A 20,690-nucleotide genomic window follows, 5' to 3' on the forward strand; every position below is an offset into this window, starting at 1 on the left:
CACGACGTAGATGCCCAGGACCAGCAGAACGAGCAGCAGGAACAGGAAGAACCACGCGTTCTGGAACCCGGTGACCGACACGGGGCCCAGCAGGGGCAACTTCATGTGCAGCCACACTATGCGCGAACCGTGGACCGCGCACGGCCCGCCGGGTCAGCCGGCGACGAGGTCGCGGCGCTGCGTGAACTTGATGTCGAGGCTGCGGAGGTGGGTCTGCAGCCCGGCGTCCTGGATGGGAATCAGGTGCGCGGGCTCGTCGGTCTCGTTGTAGTGGGCGTGCCACATGCCCGGCGGGGTGGTGAAGGCGCAGCCGGGCCGCCAGTCCACCCGCGTCGGGTCGACGATGTCGCCGTGCTCATCGAGGCGGGTGCCCAGCAGCGTGTAGCAGCCGCTGGCGGGCGCGTCGAGGATCAGGTCGAGCGCGACCGACTGGTGCCGGTGCGGGCGCTGCACCTGGTTCGGGGGCAGCACGCCGAACATGGCCCACAGGACGTGGGTGATGGTCAGCGTCTGTTCTTGGTTGGCGTTGGCCAGCAGCACGCTGACCCGGCTCTTCTCGTTGGCGCCCGGGCGCGACGCGATCTCCTCCAGCTTGGCCACCGCGTCCGCACGGCGGAACTTGGTCGCGCGGAACCGGGGCTGGGTGGCTTCGGCGCCGAGGTATCGCATCAGCGGCTCGTCGTGCACCCAGTACATGGCGGTGTCGGCGGCCGCGTAGAACACCGAGTGGGTGCCCGCGGGCAGGGTGAGGAAGTCGCCCTTCTCCCATCCGACGAGCTGGCCGTTGACCGCGGCGAAGCCGCGCCCGTAGAGCACGTAGTACAGCTGCGAGGTCGCGTTGGGGCTGGTGTCGACCTGCTCGCCCGGCCGGATGCGCACGAAGTTGGCCAGCAGCGCGGGGCTGGTCGCCGCGCCCGCCTCGATCTGCAGCTCCTTGGACAGATCCAGCGGGATCACGCCGGTGGGCCGATCGGTGTAGACATCCGGATCGAACCGGGTAACCGGGACCTGCGGGACGTGTCCCGAGCCGATGGGGTTGGCGGCCTTGGAGTACTCGAAATACTCGGCGTCCTCGGCCCAGTCCTGGAACCGACCTTCGAAGCCGTATTCGGCCACGTTGATCATCGGCGCGGGAATCGTCGGATCCAGGTTCGGGGTCAGGGCTGTTTCGGCGACCGACATTGCGCGTCTCCTTCGGGCTGCTCGCGGGCTTCTGGGGTGCGTCTTATGTCTTTCTCGTATCTATCTTGTATCTTAGTTGTAGTTTTGTCAATGTCGCGCCGCCTGACGCGGTATCCGCCGACTCCGGCGCCGCCACGGGTGTACCGTCACCACACTGCTGGGATACGACTTAGCTACCGGAAGGCTGCCGTGGCAACGACTGACCCGCGCCCGGGCACGGCCAAGGACCGCGCGCTGGATTACGTCAAGACGCAAGTCCTCACCGGCGCGTTCCCGGGCGGCGACCTGATCAGCGAGGGTGACGTGGCCACGACGCTGGGGATGTCGCGCACCCCGGTGCGCGAGGCGTTCCTGCGGTTGGAGGCCGAGGGGCTGCTGCGGCTGTACCCGCAGCGCGGCGCCCTGGTGGTCCCCGTTTCACCCGACGAGGTCCGGTCCGTGATGGAGGCGCGGCTGCTTCTGGAGCAGTTCGCCGCCACCAAGGTGGTCGGGCGCGGGCCCGCCGCGTGCGCCGCGGCTTTCGAGCGCCTGTCGGGCGAACTGCAACGGCAGCGTGCCGCCGTCGACCGCGCCGATTGGGCCGAATTTCTCGACGCCGACCGCGCCTTCCACGCCGTCACGCTGGCCGAGTCGGGCAACGCCATTTTGTCGGGCTTCTACGGGTCCCTGCGGGATCGGCAGATGAGGATGATCGGCGAATCGGCGCTGCGCGACCCCGACCGGGTGACGACGATCCTCGACGAGCACCGCCACATCGCCGAGGCGCTGCGCGACGGTGACGCCCAGCGGGCCCTGCGCGCGGTGCAGACCCACCTGGCCGGCACGGTGCGCGCCATCGGGCTCGCGGCCGACCTGATCTGACGTCCACACGAATTGTGTTAGAAGTCCGTCTTTTCGGGGAAATCCTCCTCGCAGATGGCGCCCACCCCGGGCGCCGTTACGACAGGAGCTGAAATGGTCGGATCCATCATCCTTGCCATCATCGTGGGCGCCATCATCGGTGTGGTCGCCCGCCTCGTGATGCCGGGCAAGCAGAACGTCGGCATGATCATGACCGTCGTGATCGGCGCCGTAGGCGGTTTGATCGGCTCGGCGGTAGCCAGCCAGTTCGGATACCACAACGCCAACGGTGGCATCGCGTGGGTTCCGTTCTTCATCGGAGTCGGCGCGGCGATCGTCCTCATCGCGCTCTACGAAGCGCTGACGGGTCGTCGCACCGGCACGCGCCTCACCCGCTGAGCCGAAAGCTGCGCTGCTCGCCCGCCTTTCGGGCGAGCGGCGTCAGCCTGCGATCAGCACGGCGTAACGCGGTTTGATCACGTCGTCGATGATCGCCAGCCGCTCGTCGAACGGGAGGAACGCCGATTTCATCGCGTTGATGGTGAACCGCTCGAGATCGCTCCAGCCGTAACCGAAAGCCTCGACCAGCCGGCACATTTCGAGGCTCATCGTGGTGTCGCTCATCAGCCGGTTATCGGTGTTCACGGTCACCCGGAACCGGGTGCGGGCCAGCAGGTCAAACGGATGGTCCGCGATGCTTTTCACGGCGCCGGTCTGCACGTTGGAGCTGGGGCACAGCTCCAGCGGAATTCGCTTGTCCCGCAAGATCGATGCCAGCCTGCCGAGCCGAACCCGTCCGTCGCCCAAGACGTCGATGTCGTCGACGATGCGGACCCCGTGGCCCAGGCGGTCGGCACCGCAGAACGCGATCGCCTCGTGGATGGACGGCAACCCGAACGCCTCGCCCGCGTGGATGGTGAAGCGCGCGTTGTGGTCTCGCATGTACTCGAAGGCGTCCAGGTGTCGGGTGGGCGGATTTCCGGCCTCGGCACCGGCGATGTCGAATCCGACAACTCCTCTGTCCCGAAACCGAATTGCCAGCGCGGCGATCTCCCGGGACACCGCGGCGTGGCGCATGGCCGTGACCAGCAGCCGAACCACGATCGGCCGTCCGGCGGCGGCGCAGGCCTTTTCGCCGTCGGCGAAGCCGGCCAGCACGGCGTCGACGATCTCGTCGAAGGACAGCCCGCGGTCGATGTGCAGCTCGGGCGCGAATCGGATCTCGGCGTACACGACCGAATCGGCGGCCAGGTCCTCGACGCATTCGTAGGCGACGCGATGCAGCGCGTCGGGTGTCTGCATCACCGCCACGGTGTGCGAGAACGGCTCCAGGTAGCGCTCCAGCGAGCCGCTGTGCGACTGGGTGCGGAACCAGGTGGCCAGCTCTTCGACATCGGTGGTGGGTAGCCCGTCGTAGCCGGTCTGGCCGGCGATCTCCACCACGGTCGACGGACGCAGCCCCCCGTCGAGGTGATCGTGCAGCAGCGCTTTGGGCGCCTTCTTGATCTGCTCGAGGCCCAGGGGTGTGGTCACTTGAGGATCCGATCGATGATCAGCGGCCGCGAGACCGGTGGCATGTCGCCGACGCTCCAGCCGCCGTCCAGCTCGGCGAGCGCGGCGGCGAAGCGCTCCGGTGTGTCGGTGTAGAGGGTGAACAGCGGCTCGCCCGCGGCGACCGGTTCGCCGGGGCGGCGGTGGATCCGAATGCCGGCGCCGGCCTGCACCCGTTCGCCCGGACGGGACCTGCCCGCACCGAGCCGCCAAGCCGCCAGCCCCACTGCCATCGCGTCGATATCGCCCATTGTGCCGCCCCGGGCAGCGGTCACGGTGTCGGAATGCGCACCGATCGGCAACGGAACCGACAAATCGCCGCCCTGGGCGGCGATGAGTCGGCGAAACCGGTCCATCGCGGTGCCGTCGCGCAGCGTCTCGGCGGGGTCGCGGCCGTCGACCCCGGCCAGCTCGAGCATCTCGGCGGCCAGCCGCAAAGTCAGTTCGACCACGTCGGGCGGGCCGCCGCCCGCCAGCACGTCCAGCGACTCGGCGACCTCGAGGGCGTTGCCCACGGTCGCGCCCAGCGGGCCGTTCATGTCGGTCAACAGCGCGCGGGTGGGCACCCCGTGGGCGGCACCCAGCGCGACCATGGTTCGGGCCAGCTCGAGGGACCGTTCCGCGGAGCGCAGCAGCGCCCCCGAACCGACCTTCACGTCGAGCACCAGCGCGCCGGTCCCCTCGGCCAGCTTCTTGCTCATCACCGAGCTGGCGATCAGCGGCAGCGACTCGACGGTGGCGGTGACGTCGCGCAGGGCGTACAGCTTGGCGTCGGCCGGCGCCAGCTCCCCGGCCGCGAAGATGGCGGCGCCGACATCGCGAAGTTGGTCGCGCACCCGCCGGTTGGACAGCACGGCGGTGAACCCGGTGATGGACTCGAGCTTGTCCAGGGTGCCGCCGGTGTGCCCGAGCCCCCTACCCGAGGCCTGTGGCACCGCAGCGCCGCATGCGGCAACGACGGCCACCAGGGGCAGGGTGATCTTGTCCCCCACGCCCCCGGTGGAGTGCTTGTCCACGGTGGGCACCCCCAGGTCGCGGAAGTCGAGCCGTTCGCCCGACGCCAGCATCGCCGCGGTCCAGCTGGCGGTCTCGCCGCGGTCCATGCCGCGCAGGAAGATCGCCATCAGCAACGCCGACATCTGTTCCTCGGCGACCCGGCCGTGGGTGTAGCCGTCGATGACCCATTCGATGGCGGCATCGGACAGCCGCCCGCCGTCGCGCTTGGTTCGGATCACCGTCGGCGCGTCGAATGTGTGCTCGGTCAACGGGGTTCCCGCGGCAGGTCGGCGCAGAAGGCGTCCGGCAGGAGGTCACCGAGGCGGCGCGGACCGGCCCGATGGTCGACCAGCAGCTCGGGACCGCCGTGCTCCAGCAGCAGCTGGCGGCATCGCCCGCAGGGCATCAGCGCGGATCCCTGCGGGTCGACGCAGGCCAGCGCGATCAGCCGGCCGCCGCCGGTCGTGTGCAGGGCGCACACCACACCGCATTCGGCACAGAGACCAAGGCCATATGAGATGTTTTCCACATTGCAGCCGGTGACCACGCGTCCGTCGTCCACCAGCGCGGCCGCCCCCACCGGGAACCGCGAGTAGGGCGCGTAGGCCCCCGCGGCAGCGCTGATTGCCTTGTGGCGCAACATGTTCCAATCGACATCAGGCATCTCGCAACCCCGCTCAGCTTGTGCCACGACAGACGGTCAGCCTAACTCTGTCACGTCACTTCGCTTGGCGGACTGGGCGGCGCAGGCAGCCCCCCGGCCGGGTTAGGCTGAACTGCCCGGCTTGATGTCAGAAGGCGGTGAGGACTGGGTGACCACACAGGCGACAACCGCGGGTCCGGCAAAAGAATCTGCACCCTCGCGCAAGCGGCGTCCACCCCGGACCTTGTATCGGGGCGACCCGGGCATGTGGTCGTGGGTGTTGCATCGCATCAGCGGCGCGACCATCTTCTTCTTCCTGTTCGTCCACGTGCTGGACGCCGCGATGCTGCGGGTCAGCCCGCAGACCTACAACGCGGTGATCCACGACTATCAGACCCCGGTCGTCGGCCTGATGGAGTATGGGCTGGTGGCCGCGGTGCTGTTCCACGGGCTAAACGGGATCCGCGTCATCCTCATCGACTTCTGGTCCGAGGGCACGCGCTACCAGAAGCTGATGTTCTGGATCGTCGGCGTCGTCTTCCTGCTGCTCATGGTTCCGGCCGGCGTGGTCACCGGCATCCACATCGTCGAGCACCTCCGATGAGTTCCCCCGACCTGCAACTGGGCCGGGGTCAGGTGGCCCCGGTGCGCGAGCGCAGCCACGACCGGCCGGCCAGTCTGGACAACCCGCGCTCGCCGCGGCGCCGGGCCGGCATCCCCAACTTCGAGAAGTTTGCGTGGCTGTTCATGCGGTTCTCCGGCGTCGCGCTGATCGTCCTGGCCGTCGGGCACCTGTTCGTCATGCTGATGTGGGACAACGGCGTTTACCGCATCGACTTCAACTACGTGGCGCAGCGCTGGGCCTCGCCGTTCTGGCAGTTCTGGGACCTGGCGCTGTTGTGGCTTGCGCAGCTGCACGGCGGCAACGGCCTGCGCACCATCATCGACGACTACAGCCGCAAGGACAGCACCCGGTTCTGGCTCAACAGCCTGCTGCTGCTGTCGATGGGGTTCACGTTGGTACTCGGCACCTATGTGCTGGTGACATTCGACCCGAATATCGGAGGCTGACCGGTGATCCAGCAACACCGCTACGACGTGGTGATCGTCGGCGCCGGCGGTGCCGGCATGCGCGCGGCGGTGGAAGCCGGCCCGCGCGTCCGGACCGCGGTGCTGACCAAGCTGTACCCCACCCGCAGCCACACCGGCGCCGCCCAGGGCGGGATGTGCGCGGCGCTGGCCAACGTCGAGGACGACAACTGGGAATGGCACACCTTCGACACCGTCAAGGGCGGCGACTACCTCGCCGACCAGGACGCGGTGGAGATCATGTGCAAGGAAGCCATCGACGCGGTGCTCGACCTCGAGAAGATGGGGATGCCGTTCAACCGCACCCCCGAGGGCCGCATCGACCAACGCCGGTTCGGCGGCCACACCCGCGAGCACGGCAAGGCCCCGGTGCGCCGGGCCTGCTACGCCGCCGACCGCACCGGCCACATGATCCTGCAGACGCTCTACCAGAACTGCGTCAAGCACGACGTGCAGTTCTTCAACGAGTTCTACGCGCTGGACCTGGTTTTGACGGAGACCCCGCGCGGCCCGGTGGCCACCGGCGTGGTGGCCTACGAACTGGCCACCGGCGAGATCCACGTCTTTCACGCCAAGGCCGTGGTGCTCGCGACCGGCGGATCGGGCCGGATGTACAAGACCACGTCCAACGCGCACACGCTCACCGGTGACGGTATCGGGATCGTATTCCGCAAGGGACTTCCCTTGGAGGACATGGAGTTTCACCAGTTTCACCCGACGGGCCTGGCCGGGCTGGGCATCCTGATCTCCGAAGCCGTGCGCGGTGAGGGCGGCCGGCTGCTCAACGGCGAGGGCGAGCGGTTCATGGAACGCTACGCGCCGACCATCGTCGACCTGGCGCCGCGCGACATCGTCGCCCGCTCGATGGTGCTGGAAGTGCTGGAAGGGCGCGGCGCCGGCCCGCACAAGGACTATGTCTACATCGACGTCCGCCACCTCGGCGAGGATGTGCTGGAGGCCAAGCTGCCCGATATCACCGAGTTCGCGCGCACGTATCTGGGCGTGGATCCGGTGCACGAGCTGGTCCCGGTGTACCCGACGTGTCACTATGTGATGGGCGGCATCCCCACCACCGTCACCGGACAGGTGTTGCGGGACAACACTTCTACGGTGCCCGGCCTGTATGCTGCCGGCGAGTGCGCGTGCGTGTCGGTGCACGGTGCCAACCGGCTGGGCACCAACTCGCTGCTGGACATCAACGTCTTCGGCCGCCGCGCCGGCATCGCCGCCGCGGACTACGCCGACGCGCACGACTTCGTCGACATGCCGCCCAACCCGGCGGCGATGGTGGTGGGCTGGGTCGGCGGCATCCTGGACGAGCGCGGCACCGAGCGCGTAGCGGACATCCGCGGCGCGCTGCAGCAGTCGATGGACAACAACGCCGCGGTGTTCCGCACCGAGGAGACGCTGAAGCAGGCGCTCACCGACATCCATGCACTCAAAGAGCGCTACTCCCGAATCACCGTGCACGACAAGGGAAAGCGCTTCAACAGCGACCTGCTGGAGGCCATCGAGCTGGGCTTCCTGCTGGAGCTGGCCGAGGTGACCGTCGTAGGCGCGCTGAACCGCAAGGAGTCGCGCGGCGGGCATGCCCGGGAGGACTACCCGAACCGCGACGACGTCAACTACATGCGCCACACCATGGCCTACAAGGAAATTGGGGCCGATAAGCAGGGCACCGATCTGCTGAGCGACATCGCGCTGGACTTCAAGCCCGTCGTGCAGACCCGCTACGAACCGAAGGAACGGAAGTACTGATGTCCGACAGCGTCGAAGTCGAGCTCGACCGGGGACCCGAGCCGCCCTTGCCGCCCATCCCCGAGGGCGCGGTGCTGGTGACCCTGAAGATTGCCCGGTTCAATCCCGACAATCCCGACGCCTTCGCGGAAACCGGTGGCTGGCAGAGCTTTCGGGTGCCGTGCCTGCCCAGCGACCGGCTGCTCAACCTGCTGATCTACATCAAGAGCTACCTGGACGGGACGCTGACCTTCCGGCGCTCCTGCGCCCATGGGGTGTGCGGCTCGGACGCGATGCGCATCAACGGCGTGAACCGGCTGGCGTGCAAGGTGCTGATGCGCGACCTGCTGCCAGGAGACCGGCGCAAGGGCAAAAAGGGGGGGCTCACCATCACGGTGGAACCGATCCGCGGCCTTCCGGTGGAGAAGGACCTGGTGGTCGACATGGAGCCGTTCTTCGACGCCTACCGCGCGGTCAAGCCGTACCTGGTCACCAGCGGAAATCCGCCGACGCGCGAACGCATTCAGAGCCCGACCGACCGGGCCCGCTACGACGACACCACCAAATGCATCCTGTGCGCGGCCTGCACCACCAGCTGCCCCGTGTTCTGGCACGAGGGCAGCTACTACGGCCCGGCGGCGATCGTCAATGCGCACCGCTTCATCTTCGACAGCCGCGACGAGGCCGCCGCCGAGCGCCTCGAGATCCTCAACGAGGTGGACGGCGTGTGGCGGTGCCGGACCACGTTCAACTGCACCGAGTGCTGCCCGCGCGGCATCCAGATCACCAAGGCGATCCAAGAAGTCAAGCGCGCGCTGATGTTCACGCGCTAGGCGCGGGCGCTAGGCGCGTACGGCCTTCGCGGCCGAACGTCACGCCAGCGTGGCGCTGGGCGCCGAGCGTGACGCTAGCGTGGCGTTCGAGCGCCGCGAAGGCCCGTCACACTTCCGCGGCCTGTCTCGTCTGAGGGGTATGACACAGAAAACCCGCATCGAGCCCCTGTCCCCCAAGCGCGCCGGGCTGCTGACCCGCGCCATGTACCGGATCGCCAAGCGGCGTTACGGCCAGGTCCCCGAGCCGTTCACCGTGGCCGCCCACCATCGCAAGCTGATGCTCGCCGGCGCCGTGCACGAGACGATGATCGACCGGGCGTCCAAGGCGCTGCCGGTCAGCGTGCGTGAGCTGGCGGTGTTGTGGACCGCGCGCAGCGTCGGCTGTTCCTGGTGCGTCGACTTCGGTTCCATGCTGCAGCGCCTGGACGGCCTCGACGTCGAGCGGCTCAAGGAGATCGACAACTACGCGACCTCAACGGCCTTCACCGACGACGAGCGCGCCGCGATCCGCTACGCCGACGCGATGACGACCGATCCGCACACCGTCACCGACGAGCAGGTCGCCGACCTGCGCGCCCGGTTCGGTGACGCGGGCGTGATCGAGCTGACCTATCAGATCGGCGTGGAGAACATGCGCGCCCGGATGAACACCGCACTGGGCATCACCGAGCAGGGCTTCAGCTCGGGGGACGCCTGCCGGGTGCCATGGGCTAGCGAGGCCGCAGCGGAGAGCCGGTGAACTTGTCCGGGTTGGCGACATCCCAGAGCGCGCAGACCTTTCCGTCGCGCACCGTGAACACCGTGATCCGCGGCAGCATCTCCCGGTAGCCGTCGGACGCGGGGCGGCCGGCCGTGTAGACGCCCACTTCGCCATTGACCAGCCCCAGCTGATACGAGGTGAACATCGCCGGTCCGTAGCGTTGCGCCAGGCCCAGCATGAACCGGACCACCTTGTCCGGGCCGTGGATGGTCTGGACGGCCGTGGGGGCCTTGCCATTTGAATCGCCGGTGAACGTGACGTCGGGGTGGAGCAGCGAGACCACGGTGTCCAGGTCGCCGGCGGCCATCGCGGCCAACAGCCGACCGACCACCTCGTCGTGCGATGGGTCGGGCTTTGGGGGCGGGTCGGCCGTGACGGCCTTGCGGGCCCGTGACGCCAGCTGCCGGGCACCGGCCTCGCTGGTGCCCAGCACGTCGGCCACTTCGGCGAAGGGGACCGCGAACCCGTCGTGCAGCACGAAGGCGACCCGCTGGTCGGGCGACAGGCGTTCGAGCACCACCATCGCCGCGAACCGGGCGTCCTCGTGGGCGACCACGGCGGCCAGTGGATCCGGAGGGTCGAACCCGGTCACTACCGGCTCCGGCAGCCAGTTGCCGGTGTAGGTCTCGCGCCGGTGCGCGGCCGAACGCAACTTGTCCAGGCCCAGCCGGCTCACCACGGTGGTCAGCCACGCCCGCGGGTCGGTGATGGTGGCTTCCTGGCCGTCCCAGCGCAGCCAGGCCTCCTGCACGATGTCCTCGGCATCGGCCACCGTGCCGGTGAGCCGATAGGCGACCGCCATGAGATGCGGGCGCAGCGCCTCGAATTGGGCGACCTCCTGAGCTGAGGTCATACCCGAGCGTAACGCCACGGCGATTTTCGACGCCGAAACCCTCCGTAGCGTTACGCTCGCGGCGATGACGGATCACCTGTGGCTGCACTTCGCCCGGCACGGGGCCGGCATCACGCCGCCGATCATCGTCCGTGGCGACGGCGTGACGATCTTCGACGACCGCGGCAAAAGCTACCTCGACGCCCTCTCGGGGCTGTTCACCGTGCAGGTCGGCCACGGCCGCACCGAACTCGCCGACGTCGCCGCGCGGCAGGCGAGCACGCTGGCGTACTTCCCGCTGTGGGGGTATGCCCACCCGACCGCGGTCGAGCTCGCCGAGCGCCTGGCGCGCTACGCGCCCGGCGACCTGAACCGGGTGTTCTTCACCACCGGCGGGACCGAGGCCGTCGAGACCGCGTGGAAGCTCGCCAAGCAGTACTTCAAGCTGACCGGCAAACCCGGTAAGCACAAGGTGATTTCGCGGTCGATCGCCTACCACGGCACCACCCAGGGTGCCCTCGCGATCACCGGCCTGCCGTCGTACAAGGCGCCGTTCGAACCGGTGACGCCCGGCGGATTCCGGGTGCCCAACACGAACTTCTACCGCGCGCCCGACCCATTCGCCAACGACCCCAAGGCTTTCGGACAATGGGCCGCCGACCGGATCGCTGAGGCGATCGAGTTCGAGGGCCCGGCGACCGTCGCCGCGGTGTTCCTGGAACCCGTGCAGAACGCGGGCGGTGCCATCCCCCCTCCCCCGGGCTATTTCGAACGGGTGCGGCAGATCTGCGACTCCTACGACGTGCTGCTGGTCTCCGACGAGGTGATCTGCGCGTTCGGCCGGATCGGGTCGATGTTCGCCTGTGATGACTTCGGCTACGTGCCCGACATGATCACCTGCGCCAAGGGCCTCACGTCGGGCTACTCGCCGCTGGGCGCGATGATTGCCAGCGAGAGACTGTTCGAGCCGTTCAACGACGGCGCGACCGTTTTCCCGCATGGCTATACCTTTGGCGGACATCCGGTTTCGACGGCCGTGGGGCTGGCCAACCTCGGCATCTTCGAGCGCGAGGGCCTCAACGACCGCGTTAAGCAAAACGCATCCGCCTTTCGCGCCACCCTGGAGAAGCTGTACGACCTGCCGATCGTCGGTGACGTCCGTGGCGAGGGTTACTTCTACGGCATCGAGTTGGTCAAGGACAAGGCGACCAAGGAATCGTTCAGCACGGAGGAATGTGAACGGTTGCTGCACGGCTACGTGTCACCGGCGCTTTTCGAAGCCGGCCTGTATTGCCGCGCCGACGACCGCGGCGATCCCGTCGTCCAGGTGGCGCCGCCGCTGATCAGCGGCCAGGCCGAGTTCGACACCATCGAATCGGTGTTGCGCGGTGTGCTCGCGGGGGTGTCCGACAAGCTCTAGCGGCGCTTGACCGCGTCGGCCGCAATCAGAACCTCCCGGGAATGCGCCGCCGTCGGGTTGGTCACCATCCGGGTCACCGCGTTGCACAGCCAGGTGAGCGCCTCCCGCAGACCGGCGTCGGACGTGGCGTCACGGTGCTGCTGCAGTTCGCTCAGGACGCCTTCCAGGCCGGAGCGGCGGACCTGCGTTGCCTTCTCGACTTCCTTGACCAGCTGTTGCAGCGACCGCGGAGCGTCGCGGTTCCGCCGCAATCGGGACCAGAAACGATCGTTCTGAATGGCAGGTTCCTGGGGTTCGGTGGCGGGGATTCGTTGCCGTCCCAATGACGGCATGCCCAGCGTAATGGCTCGGCGGCGTTCTCGCGCGGTCCAGGTGGCTTCGCAACTTCCGTATCACCAGTCACAGCGCGGCTCCCTCGAATCGGGCTCGCGATCGCCTAGTCTGCACAAGCAATGAACTTCCTACGCCCCGCATCGTGCCTGGCAGCGGCCGTTTTCCTGGTCGCCGCGCCGGTGACGCTGGCCGTGCCCGTCGCTGAGGCCGAGCCCGGCGCCGGACCCAATGCCGCACCCGCGAACTGCCCCTTCAAGGTGAACACCCCACCCGCGGTGGATTCGTCGGAGGTTCCCCAGGCCGGCGACCCGCCGATGCCGCTGGCGGTGCCCCCCAAGCCGGTCGGCGGCGAGGCGCTGGCCAGCTGCGGCATCGTCGCCGCGCCCGATACGCCGGCGCTGCCGACCGACGTCTCCGCCGACGCGTGGCTGGTGGCGGACCTGGACAGCGGCGCGGTGATCGCGGCCAAGGACCCGCACGGCCGGCACCGCCCCGCCAGCATCATCAAGGTGCTGGTCGCGATGGCGGCCATCAATGCGCTCAACCTGAACAAGGCGGTGCCCGGCACCGCCGACGACGCGGCCGCCGAGGGCACCAAGGTCGGCGTCGAGGAGGGCGGGGTGTTCACCGTCAACCAGCTGCTGCACGGCCTGCTGATGCATTCCGGCAACGACGCCGCGCACGCGCTGGCCATGCAGCTCGGCGGCATGCAGCAGGCCGTGGAGAAGATCAACGTGCTGGCCGCCAAGCTCGGCGGCAAGGACACCCGGGTGGCGACGCCGTCCGGGCTGGACGGCCCCGGCATGAGCACGTCGGCCTACGACATCGGCCTGTTCTACCGCTACGCCTGGCAGAACCCGACTTTCGCCGACATCGTCGCGACGCGGACGTTCGACTTCCCCGGTCACGGCGACCACCCCGGCTACGAGCTGGAGAACGACAACCAGCTGCTCTATAAGTACCCGGGCGCCCTGGGCGGAAAGACCGGATACACCGACGACGCCGGCCAGACCTTCGTGGGCGCGGCCAACCACAACGGGCGCCGACTGATGGCGGTCCTGTTGCACGGGACGCGGCAGCCGATCGCCCCGTGGGAGCAGGCGGCGCACCTGCTGGACTACGGATTCAGCACGCCGCAGGGCACCCAGGTCGGCAACCTGATCGAACCCGACCCCTCGCTGGCGCCCGCCAAACGCGACAGCGCCGCCGACCGGCAGGGCAACGGCGCCGAGGCCGCGGGGCTGATCCCGTCGGCGGACGCGCTGCCGATCCGGGTGGGCGTCGCCGTCATCGGCACCATCATCGTGTTCAGTTTGATCATGGTCGCGCGGTCGATGAACCGCCGCCCGCAACACCGGTGACCGGTTGTTGCCAGCGGACACCGCTCACGTCGGTGAGGGCAAGCGCGTAAGTCCGGTTCCTGTCAATAGCTGCGGTCCCGGTGTTGAGCGAGATCCGGGCTTTGGCTCCCAACGGTATGACCAGGCCGCATGTCCCCGGTTTCACCGCCGCCACGTGGTAATTGACGATCTCGCTCTTGGGCAGTTGGCTCAGCTGCGGCCCGGCAACCTTGAAAATTGTCTTACCGGCATCAAGTAGGGCGACACTGACCAGGAATGAGCCGTATACGTCCACGCCTTCGGTTCGATAGACGGTAAACCGCAAACCACCGTCCGTGATACTGGCATCGGAAATCTCGACCACAGGTTTGATCGACTTGTTGTGCAGCGGCCCGTAGACGCCGCCGTGAAAGTACTGGTTGGTCACCAGCGTTACCGAAAGCACCGCGGCCGCCCCGATAGCGACGGCCGGCTTGCCCGCCTTCAATTCACCCGAGGCAAGCCAGGTGAAACGCCTGCTCCGGGTGAACCTGGAGCCCTTGCGCCTCAGCAGGGCATCGACCGAGTACTCGCCGCCCCCGCCGAGCAAGACCGCGACCCCGGACGCGATGCCCAGAATTCCGATCTGCCATTCGTCGAGACAGGTGGTACCCAGCCAACCCGCGCCCAGCAGAATGCCAAAAGCCAGCAGCATGGCGCTCGCACCCATTGTCCGGGTGAATAATCCGAGCATCAGACACAATCCGACGAGCGCTTCCACCATCGTGAACGCAATCATGGACCATTGCAGAATATCCGGGTGCAGCACGAGAAAACCTATGACCGGCTTGATGCCCAGCGCGCCGGGGAGGAAATCGTTGAACTTCTCTCCGACATAGCCGGCGGCGCCGGGGTCCAGCTTGTCGGCGAGAATCGCCCGGCGCCAAAACGCTGAGAAATACGTCCAGCCGACAACGAGCCGGAGCGGAAGGAGAATGAGTGCAGCTGACGGGCTTTGGGTGCTGGGCGAAACAGTGAGAGCCTGATTTTGCATTGAATGTGCCATCCTTTAAAACAACGAAGACGATCATGAAAATGGATGGCCGAAGGAATTGGCGAGCTCTATCCGCGGTTGCGAGGAGCACCATTCACTTCGGCGACGAGGTATCCCTCAGCGCCGGAGCAAGCAGAGCAGATGAAGGCGAGCGCGTCCGCCGAGAACACGCGGACCGTACGCAAACCTTGGCGGAGGTGCTCTGGCGGCACCCGCTGAGATATCGATCCCCTGGGCGAAACCGACGGCCGGCGTGCTCGGTGTGTCATCGGTGCCGGACGGCGAACCACTCGCAACTAGGGTGAAATCGCCGCTGCGGCAGAGCTCGCCGGGGGTGGCCTTGTGCTGCGTCGACTCCGCGCGCGAGTGGGCAATCGGCTGCTCACCGACCGGGACCGCGGCCCGTGTGGATTCATGGTGCACGGCGGCGACGGTGGTCAACGCTCCGAGTGTGCGCGGGCAGTGCGTGAGGGCAAGCGGCGCCAGAAGGGCGATTGCCGCGACTGCCGCCCACCGCAATCGAAGTCGGTTGCGCCGCACGATCTAGAGATCCCGCGGTCCGAGGTGCACGCGCCCAAGATAGCACCGGCGCCGCGAGACGCCGGGGCCGAATAGGCGCGGGGCCGCAACACTAGACTCACCGAGATGACCGAAGCCGGGCGGGGATTGCTGGTCGGGCTGACCGCCGCCAGCATCGGCATCATCTACGGCTACGACCTGTCCATCATCGCCGGCGCGCAGCTGTACGTCACTGAAGACTTCGGCCTGTCCACGCGGCAACAGGAACTGCTGACGACGATGGTGGTGCTCGGCCAGATCGTCGGTGCGCTCGGTGCGGGCGTGCTGGCCAACGCGATCGGGCGCAAGAAGTCGGTGGTGCTGCTGCTGGTCGCCTACGCGGGGTTCGCGCTGCTCGGTGCGCTCTCGGTCTCGCTGACCATGCTGTTGGCCGCGCGGCTTCTGCTGGGCCTGACCCTCGGCGTGGCGGTGGTGGTCGTGCCGGTATACGTCGCGGAATCGGCGCCGACGGCGGTGCGCGGGTCGCTGCTGACCGCGTATCAATTGGCCATCGTCAGCGGGCTCATCGTCGGCTATCTGACCGGTTACCTGCTGGCCGGAACCCACAGCTGGCGCTGGATGCTGGGGCTGGCCACAGTCCCCGCGATGTTGTTGCTCCCGTTGCTGATTCGGGCGCCCGACACGGCGCGGTGGTATGTGCTGAAGGGCCGGCCCGACGAGGCTCGCAGGGCGTTGCTGCGCGTGGAGCCCGACGCCCGGGTCGACGCGGAGCTCGCCGAGATCGGCCGCGCGCTGAGCGAAGGGAGCGGCGGCTGGTCCGAGATGCTGCGCCCGCCGTATTCGCGGGCCACCGCCTTCGTGGTCACGCTCGGCTTCCTGATCCAGATCACCGGCATCAACGCGATCATCTATTACAGCCCACGGATATTCGCAGCGATGGGCTTCACGGGCAACTTCGCGCTGCTGGCGCTGCCGGCCTTGGTCCAGATCGCCGGGCTGGCGGCGGTGGGGGCGTCGCTGCTGCTCGTCGACCGGGTGGGCCGGCGCCCAATCCTGTTGTCCGGCATCGCCATGATGATCGCCGCCGACGTCGTGCTGATGGGCGTCTTCGGGCGGGGCATCGGCGGTGCGGCACTCGGCTTCGGCGGCATACTGCTGTTCATCATCGGCTACACCATGGGATTCGGCTCCCTGGGCTGGGTGTACGCCAGCGAGAGCTTCCCGTCCCGGTTGCGGTCCATCGGGTCGAGCACCATGCTCACCTCCAACCTGGTGGCCAACGCGATCATCGCCGCGGTGTTCCTGACCATGCTGCATTCCCTGGGTGGCGCAGGCACTTTCGCGGTGTTCGCCGCCCTGGCGATAGTCGCGTTCGTGGTCGTGTACCGGTTTGCGCCCGAGACCAAGGGACGCCAGCTGGAGGAAATCCGGCACTTCTGGGAGAACGGCGGCCGATGGTAATGATCGCCGCCGGCACCATGGTGCTCGACGGGCAGGTCCGCCGGCCCGGCTGGCTGGGGACGGACGGCGCACGGATCGTTGCCTGCGGCGCGGGGGCCCCGCCCCGCCCGGCCGACACGGACTTCCCCGACGGCACCGTGGTGCCCGGCTTCATCGACATGCACGTGCACGGTGGCGGCGGCGCCTCCTACACCGACCGCGACGGCATCACCGGGGCGGCCGAATTCCATCTGCGGCACGGCACCACAACGACGCTCGCCAGCCTGGTGACCGCCTCGCCCGCCGAGTTGCTCGCCGGCGTGCGCGCGCTCGCCGAAGCCGCCCGGCGCGGCACGGTCGCGGGCATCCACCTGGAGGGGCCGTGGCTGAGCCGGGCCCGCTGCGGGGCGCACGACCCGGCCCAGCTGCGCGACCCGGACCTGGCCGAGATCGACGCCGTGCTCGACGCCGGCGGCGGCGCGATCCGGATGGTCACCCTGGCGCCCGAGCTGCCGGGGGCCGACGAGGCGATCCGGCACTTTCTCGGCGCCGGAGTGGTTGTGGCGGTTGGGCATACGGACGCCACCTACGAGGAGACCGAGCACGCCATCGCGCTGGGCGCCACCGTGGGCACCCACCTCTGCAACGCGATGCCGCCGCTGCACCATCGCGAGCCGGGGCCCGTGCTCGCCCTGCTGCGCCACCCGGGAGTCACCGTCGAACTGATCGCCGACGGCGTGCACGTGCATCCGGCCGTCGTGCGTGCGGTGATCGGGGCGACCGGGCCGGACCGGGTCGCCGTGGTCACCGACGCCATCGCGGCGGCCGGCCGCGACGACGGGGCGTTCCGCCTCGGCGCGGTGGCCATCGATGTGGTGTCCGGTGTGGCGCGGGTGCGCGGGACGTCGGCGATCGCGGGCAGCACCGCCACCATGGACCGGCTGTTCCGCGCCGTGCATGCAGATGCCGGACTCGCCGTGGCGGCGCAGACGACGTCGGCGACGCCGGCGCGGGCGCTCGGCCTCGAGCGGGTGGGCAGCCTGCGCGCCGGCTACGACGCCAATCTCGTTGTGCTGGACAGCGATCTGCGGGTGGCCGCGGTGATGGTCCGGGGCGACTGGCGGGTGCCTACCTAGTCGGTGTCACATCATGCGGCCCTGCCGCGTCATAGAGGTGAATAGCCATCGACGTGGGAGGTCACGATGAATCTGTTGCTATGGACGTTGCAGGTAACGCTCGCCGCGGTCTTTACCGCGTCGGGCCTGGCCAAGATCAGTCAACCGAAAGAGCGGCTTATCGCCAGCGGACAAACGGGCGTCACGCCGTTCCCGCTGCCGGTGATCCGTATCACCGCGTTCTGTGAATTGCTGGGCGCCATCGGCATTGTGTTGCCCAGGCTGGTCGGTATCGCCGCGTTTCTCACCCCGCTGGCGGCTTTCGGGTTCGCGATCGTCATGGTGGGCGCCATCGGCTCGCACGCGTACCTTCGCGAACCACGCAACGTCGCCGCGACCGGCGCGATCTTCGCCGCCGCTGTCACCGTCGCCACTGGCAGGGCGCTCGGACTGTGAGCGGCCACCCGTTCCGTCGCGCCGTGGAAGCCGGTGAATTCGACCGCATCGGAAGCCTGTTCGCCCCCGACGCGGTGCTGCACAGCCCCATCGCGCACCGTCCCTACCGGGGGCCGGACGTGATCGCAACCATCGTCTCCGCTGTCGCCCAGGTGCTGAGGGGCTTTCGCTTCGAAAAGGAGCTTTCCAGTGTGGGCACCGGCGATCACGCGCTCATGTTCAGGGCCGCCGTTGCGGACCTCGAAATCCAGGGCTGCGACTTCGTGCACATGCGCGAGGACGGCCTCATCGACGAGATCACCGTGATGGTCCGCCCGCTGAGGGCGGCCACGGTGTTCGCCGAACGGATGCGCACGGCCCTGGGCGGCTAGCGCAGCCGCCGGGTGACGCGGGAAAGGGCCAGCGCCCCAACGGCCCCCATCGCCATCGCGGTCAGGGTCTGTCGCGTGCTGATCCCCTCGTCGAGTTGCACGCGCGGGGCGATGATCGCCGGCGCGGGCGGTGCGGCGTGGCGGCTGCGCGGGTGGTCGGACGCCGTCGCCGCCCACGCCGTACAGAACAGCACGAGATAGGAGGTGATGTAGGCGAACACCATCAAACCCAGCACCGGGCCGAACGTCGCGCCCGCGGGGCTTCGCAACACCACCCGCAGATAGATCGAACCCACCTGCTTGAACGCCTCGAACCCGACCGCCGCCATCAGCGCGCCGCGCGCCGAATCGGCCAGGCTGACCTTCTCGCGCGGCAGCCGGGCGATCATCCAGGTGAACAGCAACCACGAGATGGCCGTCGAGATCACGATCGACAACACCCAGAAGAGCCAATCCAAGACCGTAAGCTGCGGAACACCAAGCCATTTCAGCAGCGCGGCCAGCGGTGCATCATGGCCGACGGTGGTCAGGCCGACGGTGGCCACGATCACCGCGAACGTCCCCAGCATGGCCAGCAGATCGGAGAGCTTGTTGCGCACGAAACCCGGCGACTCGATGCGTTCGTCCCACCACATCTCCGTCAACGCCTGGCGCAGATGCGCTATCCAGCCCAGGCCCGCCCAGACCGCGGTGGCCAGGCCGATGACACCCACCGACGCCCGCGCCTCGATCGCCGAGTTCATCAAGTCGAGCAGCTGGTCGCCCAGCGCGCCGGTCACCTGGGACCGGATGTGGTCGTCGATGGTTTTCAGCAGCTCCGGCCGCCGCACCAGGATGAACCCGAAGGCCGCGAAACCGACCATCAGCAAAGGGAATAGCGCGAAGATCGTGTAATAGGTGAGGCCGGCCGCGAAGAACCCGCCGCTGCGGTCGTCGAAGCGCTGATAGGCGCGCAGGACGTGGTCGAGCCATCCGTATTTCGCCCGCAGCCGGTCGAGGGCGCCCGCCTTGGCCGGCTCGCTCATGGTGAACTCATCCTCGCTGCGGAAGGAAACCTAACCGATCGTAGACCCGCCGAACGGTTTTGCCCGCCACATCCTCGGCCCGCTGGGCCCCGGCCGCCAGGATCCCCTCCAATTCGGCTGGGTCGGCCAGCAATTCGTCGACGCGGGCCTTGATCGGGCTGACGAACTCGACGACCGCCTCGGCGGTCTCCTTCTTCAGGTCGCCGTAGCCCCGCCCGGCGTAACCCTCCACGAGCTTGTCGATGCTGACGCCGGTGACCGCGGACTGGATGGTCAGCAGATTCGACACGCCCGGCTTGGCGTCGGCGTCGAAGCGGATCTCGCGCTCGCTGTCGGTGACCGCCGACCGAATCTTCTTCGCGGAGGCGGCGGGATCGTCGAGCAGGTTGATCAAGCCGGCATCGGTGGCCGCCGACTTGCTCATCTTCGAAGTCGGGTCTTGCAGGTCGTAGATCTTGGCGGTGGCCTTGGGGATCAGCAGGTCGGGAACCACGAACGTGTCGGGGAACCGGCTGTTGAACCGTTGCGCCACGTCGCGCGCCAGCTCGAGATGCTGACGCTGGTCCTCGCCCACCGGCACCAGCTCGGCGTCGTAGGCCAGGACGTCGGCGGCCTGCAGCACCGGATAGGTGAATAGGCCCACGGTGGTGGAGTCGCCGCCCTGGCGGGTCGACTTGTCTTTGAACTGCGTCATCCGCGAGGCCTGCCCGAAGCCGGTGAAGCAACCCAGCACCCAGGCCAGCTGGGAGTGGGCGGGCACGTGGCTCTGCACGAAGATGGTGCTGCGAGCCGGGTCGATACCCAGCGCCAGGTATTGGGCGGCCGTGGCCAGGGTCCGGCGGCGCAGCGCGTCGGGATCCTGGGGGATGGTGATGGCGTGCAGGTCGACCACGCAGAAGAAGGGCTCGTGATCGTCCTGCAGCGCGACCCACTGGGTGATGGCGCCCAAGGCGTTTCCCAGGTGAAGCGAATCGGAGGTGGGCTGCACGCCGGAAAAAATCCGGCGGGATCCGGTAGCGGTGCTCATGATGCACCGATCTTTTCACGCGGAGCCGCCGGTTCTGCACAGACGGGGGCCCGCGCCGTTCGCTTGCGGTACCGGCGGTACCGGCTTTAATCTCGGCGGTATGGGGAGCCAGAGGACGAACGCCAACACGGGGACGCGGCCACCGATC

At 68.2% G+C, this 20,690-nt stretch carries 21 protein-coding genes and 1 pseudogene; 13 read left to right on the forward strand and 9 right to left on the reverse strand.

Going from position 1 to position 20,690, the window contains the following annotated elements:
• Positions 1-153: 153 nt before the first annotated feature.
• Entirely contained in the window at positions 154-1,182 is a 1,029-nt protein-coding gene (locus A5678_RS24345; protein ID WP_068048127.1) for a cupin domain-containing protein, read from the reverse strand.
• 189 nt (positions 1,183-1,371) lie between these two features.
• Between A5678_RS24345 and A5678_RS24350 the strand changes: the two genes are divergently transcribed.
• Both A5678_RS24350 and A5678_RS24355 read left to right on the forward strand, forming a co-directional pair.
• Complete coding sequence (locus A5678_RS24350) at positions 1,372-2,043, forward strand: GntR family transcriptional regulator (RefSeq protein ID WP_068048130.1); 672 nt, start codon at positions 1,372-1,374, stop codon at positions 2,041-2,043.
• Positions 2,044-2,136: 93 nt separating this feature from the next.
• A complete protein-coding gene (locus A5678_RS24355; protein WP_068048133.1) occupies positions 2,137-2,421 on the forward strand; it encodes a GlsB/YeaQ/YmgE family stress response membrane protein in 285 nt (94 codons plus the stop codon).
• Positions 2,422-2,463: 42 nt separating this feature from the next.
• On the opposite strand, the gene A5678_RS24360 is transcribed toward A5678_RS24355, so the two are convergent.
• The 3 genes from A5678_RS24360 to A5678_RS24370 are packed head-to-tail and all read right to left on the reverse strand — an operon-like array spanning position 2,464 to position 5,233.
• Positions 2,464-3,555 carry an adenosine deaminase gene (locus A5678_RS24360; protein ID WP_068048136.1) on the reverse strand — a complete coding sequence of 364 codons (1,092 nt, stop codon included), beginning with the start codon at positions 3,553-3,555 and terminating at the stop codon, positions 2,464-2,466.
• Entirely contained in the window at positions 3,552-4,838 is a 1,287-nt protein-coding gene (locus A5678_RS24365) for a thymidine phosphorylase (protein ID WP_068048141.1), read from the reverse strand. Before A5678_RS24365 ends, A5678_RS24360 begins: the two co-directional genes overlap by 4 nt.
• Positions 4,835-5,233, reverse strand: coding sequence for a cytidine deaminase (locus tag A5678_RS24370; RefSeq protein ID WP_068048143.1), 399 nt, complete (start codon positions 5,231-5,233; stop codon positions 4,835-4,837). Before A5678_RS24370 ends, A5678_RS24365 begins: the two co-directional genes overlap by 4 nt.
• A 244-nt stretch (positions 5,234-5,477) precedes the next feature.
• Here A5678_RS24370 and sdhC point away from each other — a divergent pair, with 244 nt between their 5' ends.
• From sdhC to A5678_RS24395, 5 genes and pseudogenes are all read left to right on the forward strand, one after another.
• A complete protein-coding gene (gene sdhC, locus A5678_RS24375) occupies positions 5,478-5,816 on the forward strand; it encodes a succinate dehydrogenase, cytochrome b556 subunit (protein ID WP_068048146.1) in 339 nt (112 codons plus the stop codon).
• Positions 5,813-6,283 carry a succinate dehydrogenase hydrophobic membrane anchor subunit gene (locus A5678_RS24380; RefSeq protein ID WP_068048149.1) on the forward strand — a complete coding sequence of 157 codons (471 nt, stop codon included), beginning with the start codon at positions 5,813-5,815 and terminating at the stop codon, positions 6,281-6,283. The genes sdhC and A5678_RS24380 overlap by 4 nt, the downstream gene beginning before the upstream one ends.
• A 3-nt stretch (positions 6,284-6,286) precedes the next feature.
• Positions 6,287-8,059, forward strand: a complete 1,773-nt coding sequence (sdhA, locus tag A5678_RS24385) for a succinate dehydrogenase flavoprotein subunit (RefSeq protein WP_068048153.1) — start codon at positions 6,287-6,289, stop codon at positions 8,057-8,059.
• Entirely contained in the window at positions 8,059-8,871 is an 813-nt protein-coding gene (locus A5678_RS24390; RefSeq protein ID WP_068048155.1) for a succinate dehydrogenase iron-sulfur subunit, read from the forward strand. The genes sdhA and A5678_RS24390 overlap by 1 nt, the downstream gene beginning before the upstream one ends.
• Before the next feature lie 139 nt (positions 8,872-9,010).
• A pseudogene (locus tag A5678_RS24395) lies at positions 9,011-9,610 on the forward strand (carboxymuconolactone decarboxylase family protein); the annotation flags it as partial.
• Here A5678_RS24395 and A5678_RS24400 read toward each other — a convergent pair.
• Positions 9,582-10,484 (reverse strand): sigma-70 family RNA polymerase sigma factor, encoded by a 903-nt coding sequence (locus A5678_RS24400; RefSeq protein ID WP_068048161.1) that lies wholly within the window; start codon positions 10,482-10,484, stop codon positions 9,582-9,584. The pseudogene A5678_RS24395 and the gene A5678_RS24400 overlap by 29 nt on opposite strands.
• A 64-nt stretch (positions 10,485-10,548) precedes the next feature.
• On the opposite strand from A5678_RS24400, the gene A5678_RS24405 reads away from it, so the two are divergent.
• The gene (locus tag A5678_RS24405) at positions 10,549-11,883 is read left to right on the forward strand and encodes an aspartate aminotransferase family protein (protein WP_068048164.1); all 1,335 of its coding nucleotides are present in this window, start codon (positions 10,549-10,551) and stop codon (positions 11,881-11,883) included.
• Here the strand turns inward: A5678_RS24405 and A5678_RS24410 are convergent.
• Entirely contained in the window at positions 11,880-12,104 is a 225-nt protein-coding gene (locus A5678_RS24410; RefSeq protein ID WP_068048211.1) for a hypothetical protein, read from the reverse strand. The genes A5678_RS24405 and A5678_RS24410 overlap by 4 nt on opposite strands.
• A 231-nt stretch (positions 12,105-12,335) precedes the next feature.
• Here A5678_RS24410 and A5678_RS24415 point away from each other — a divergent pair, with 231 nt between their 5' ends.
• Positions 12,336-13,577, forward strand: coding sequence for a D-alanyl-D-alanine carboxypeptidase family protein (locus tag A5678_RS24415; RefSeq protein WP_068048167.1), 1,242 nt, complete (start codon positions 12,336-12,338; stop codon positions 13,575-13,577).
• Here the strand turns inward: A5678_RS24415 and A5678_RS24420 are convergent.
• Positions 13,534-14,589 (reverse strand): TQO small subunit DoxD, encoded by a 1,056-nt coding sequence (locus A5678_RS24420; protein WP_068048171.1) that lies wholly within the window; start codon positions 14,587-14,589, stop codon positions 13,534-13,536. The two genes, A5678_RS24415 and A5678_RS24420, sit on opposite strands and share 44 nt — an antisense overlap.
• A gap of 645 nt (positions 14,590-15,234) precedes the next feature.
• On the opposite strand from A5678_RS24420, the gene A5678_RS24430 reads away from it, so the two are divergent.
• The 4 genes from A5678_RS24430 (at position 15,235) to A5678_RS24445 (ending at position 18,490) form a co-directional block, all read left to right on the forward strand.
• The gene (locus A5678_RS24430) at positions 15,235-16,569 is read left to right on the forward strand and encodes a sugar porter family MFS transporter (protein ID WP_068048177.1); all 1,335 of its coding nucleotides are present in this window, start codon (positions 15,235-15,237) and stop codon (positions 16,567-16,569) included.
• The gene (gene nagA / locus A5678_RS24435) at positions 16,563-17,684 is read left to right on the forward strand and encodes an N-acetylglucosamine-6-phosphate deacetylase (RefSeq protein ID WP_068048180.1); all 1,122 of its coding nucleotides are present in this window, start codon (positions 16,563-16,565) and stop codon (positions 17,682-17,684) included. The genes A5678_RS24430 and nagA overlap by 7 nt, the downstream gene beginning before the upstream one ends.
• A gap of 66 nt (positions 17,685-17,750) precedes the next feature.
• Positions 17,751-18,119: a DoxX family protein gene (locus A5678_RS24440; protein WP_068048182.1), complete on the forward strand. Its 369-nt coding sequence runs from the start codon at positions 17,751-17,753 to the stop codon at positions 18,117-18,119.
• 23 nt (positions 18,120-18,142) lie between these two features.
• Entirely contained in the window at positions 18,143-18,490 is a 348-nt protein-coding gene (locus A5678_RS24445) for a nuclear transport factor 2 family protein (RefSeq protein ID WP_231983754.1), read from the forward strand.
• Here A5678_RS24445 and yhjD read toward each other — a convergent pair.
• Positions 18,487-19,515, reverse strand: coding sequence for an inner membrane protein YhjD (gene yhjD / locus A5678_RS24450; protein ID WP_068048188.1), 1,029 nt, complete (start codon positions 19,513-19,515; stop codon positions 18,487-18,489). The two genes, A5678_RS24445 and yhjD, sit on opposite strands and share 4 nt — an antisense overlap.
• Positions 19,516-19,522: 7 nt before the next feature.
• The gene (trpS, locus tag A5678_RS24455) at positions 19,523-20,542 is read right to left on the reverse strand and encodes a tryptophan--tRNA ligase (protein WP_068048191.1); all 1,020 of its coding nucleotides are present in this window, start codon (positions 20,540-20,542) and stop codon (positions 19,523-19,525) included.
• Positions 20,543-20,690: the final 148 nt, after the last annotated feature.

Origin of the sequence: Mycobacterium sp. E2733, assembly GCF_001667585.1 — a bacterium.
Lineage (GTDB): Bacteria > Actinomycetota > Actinomycetes > Mycobacteriales > Mycobacteriaceae > Mycobacterium.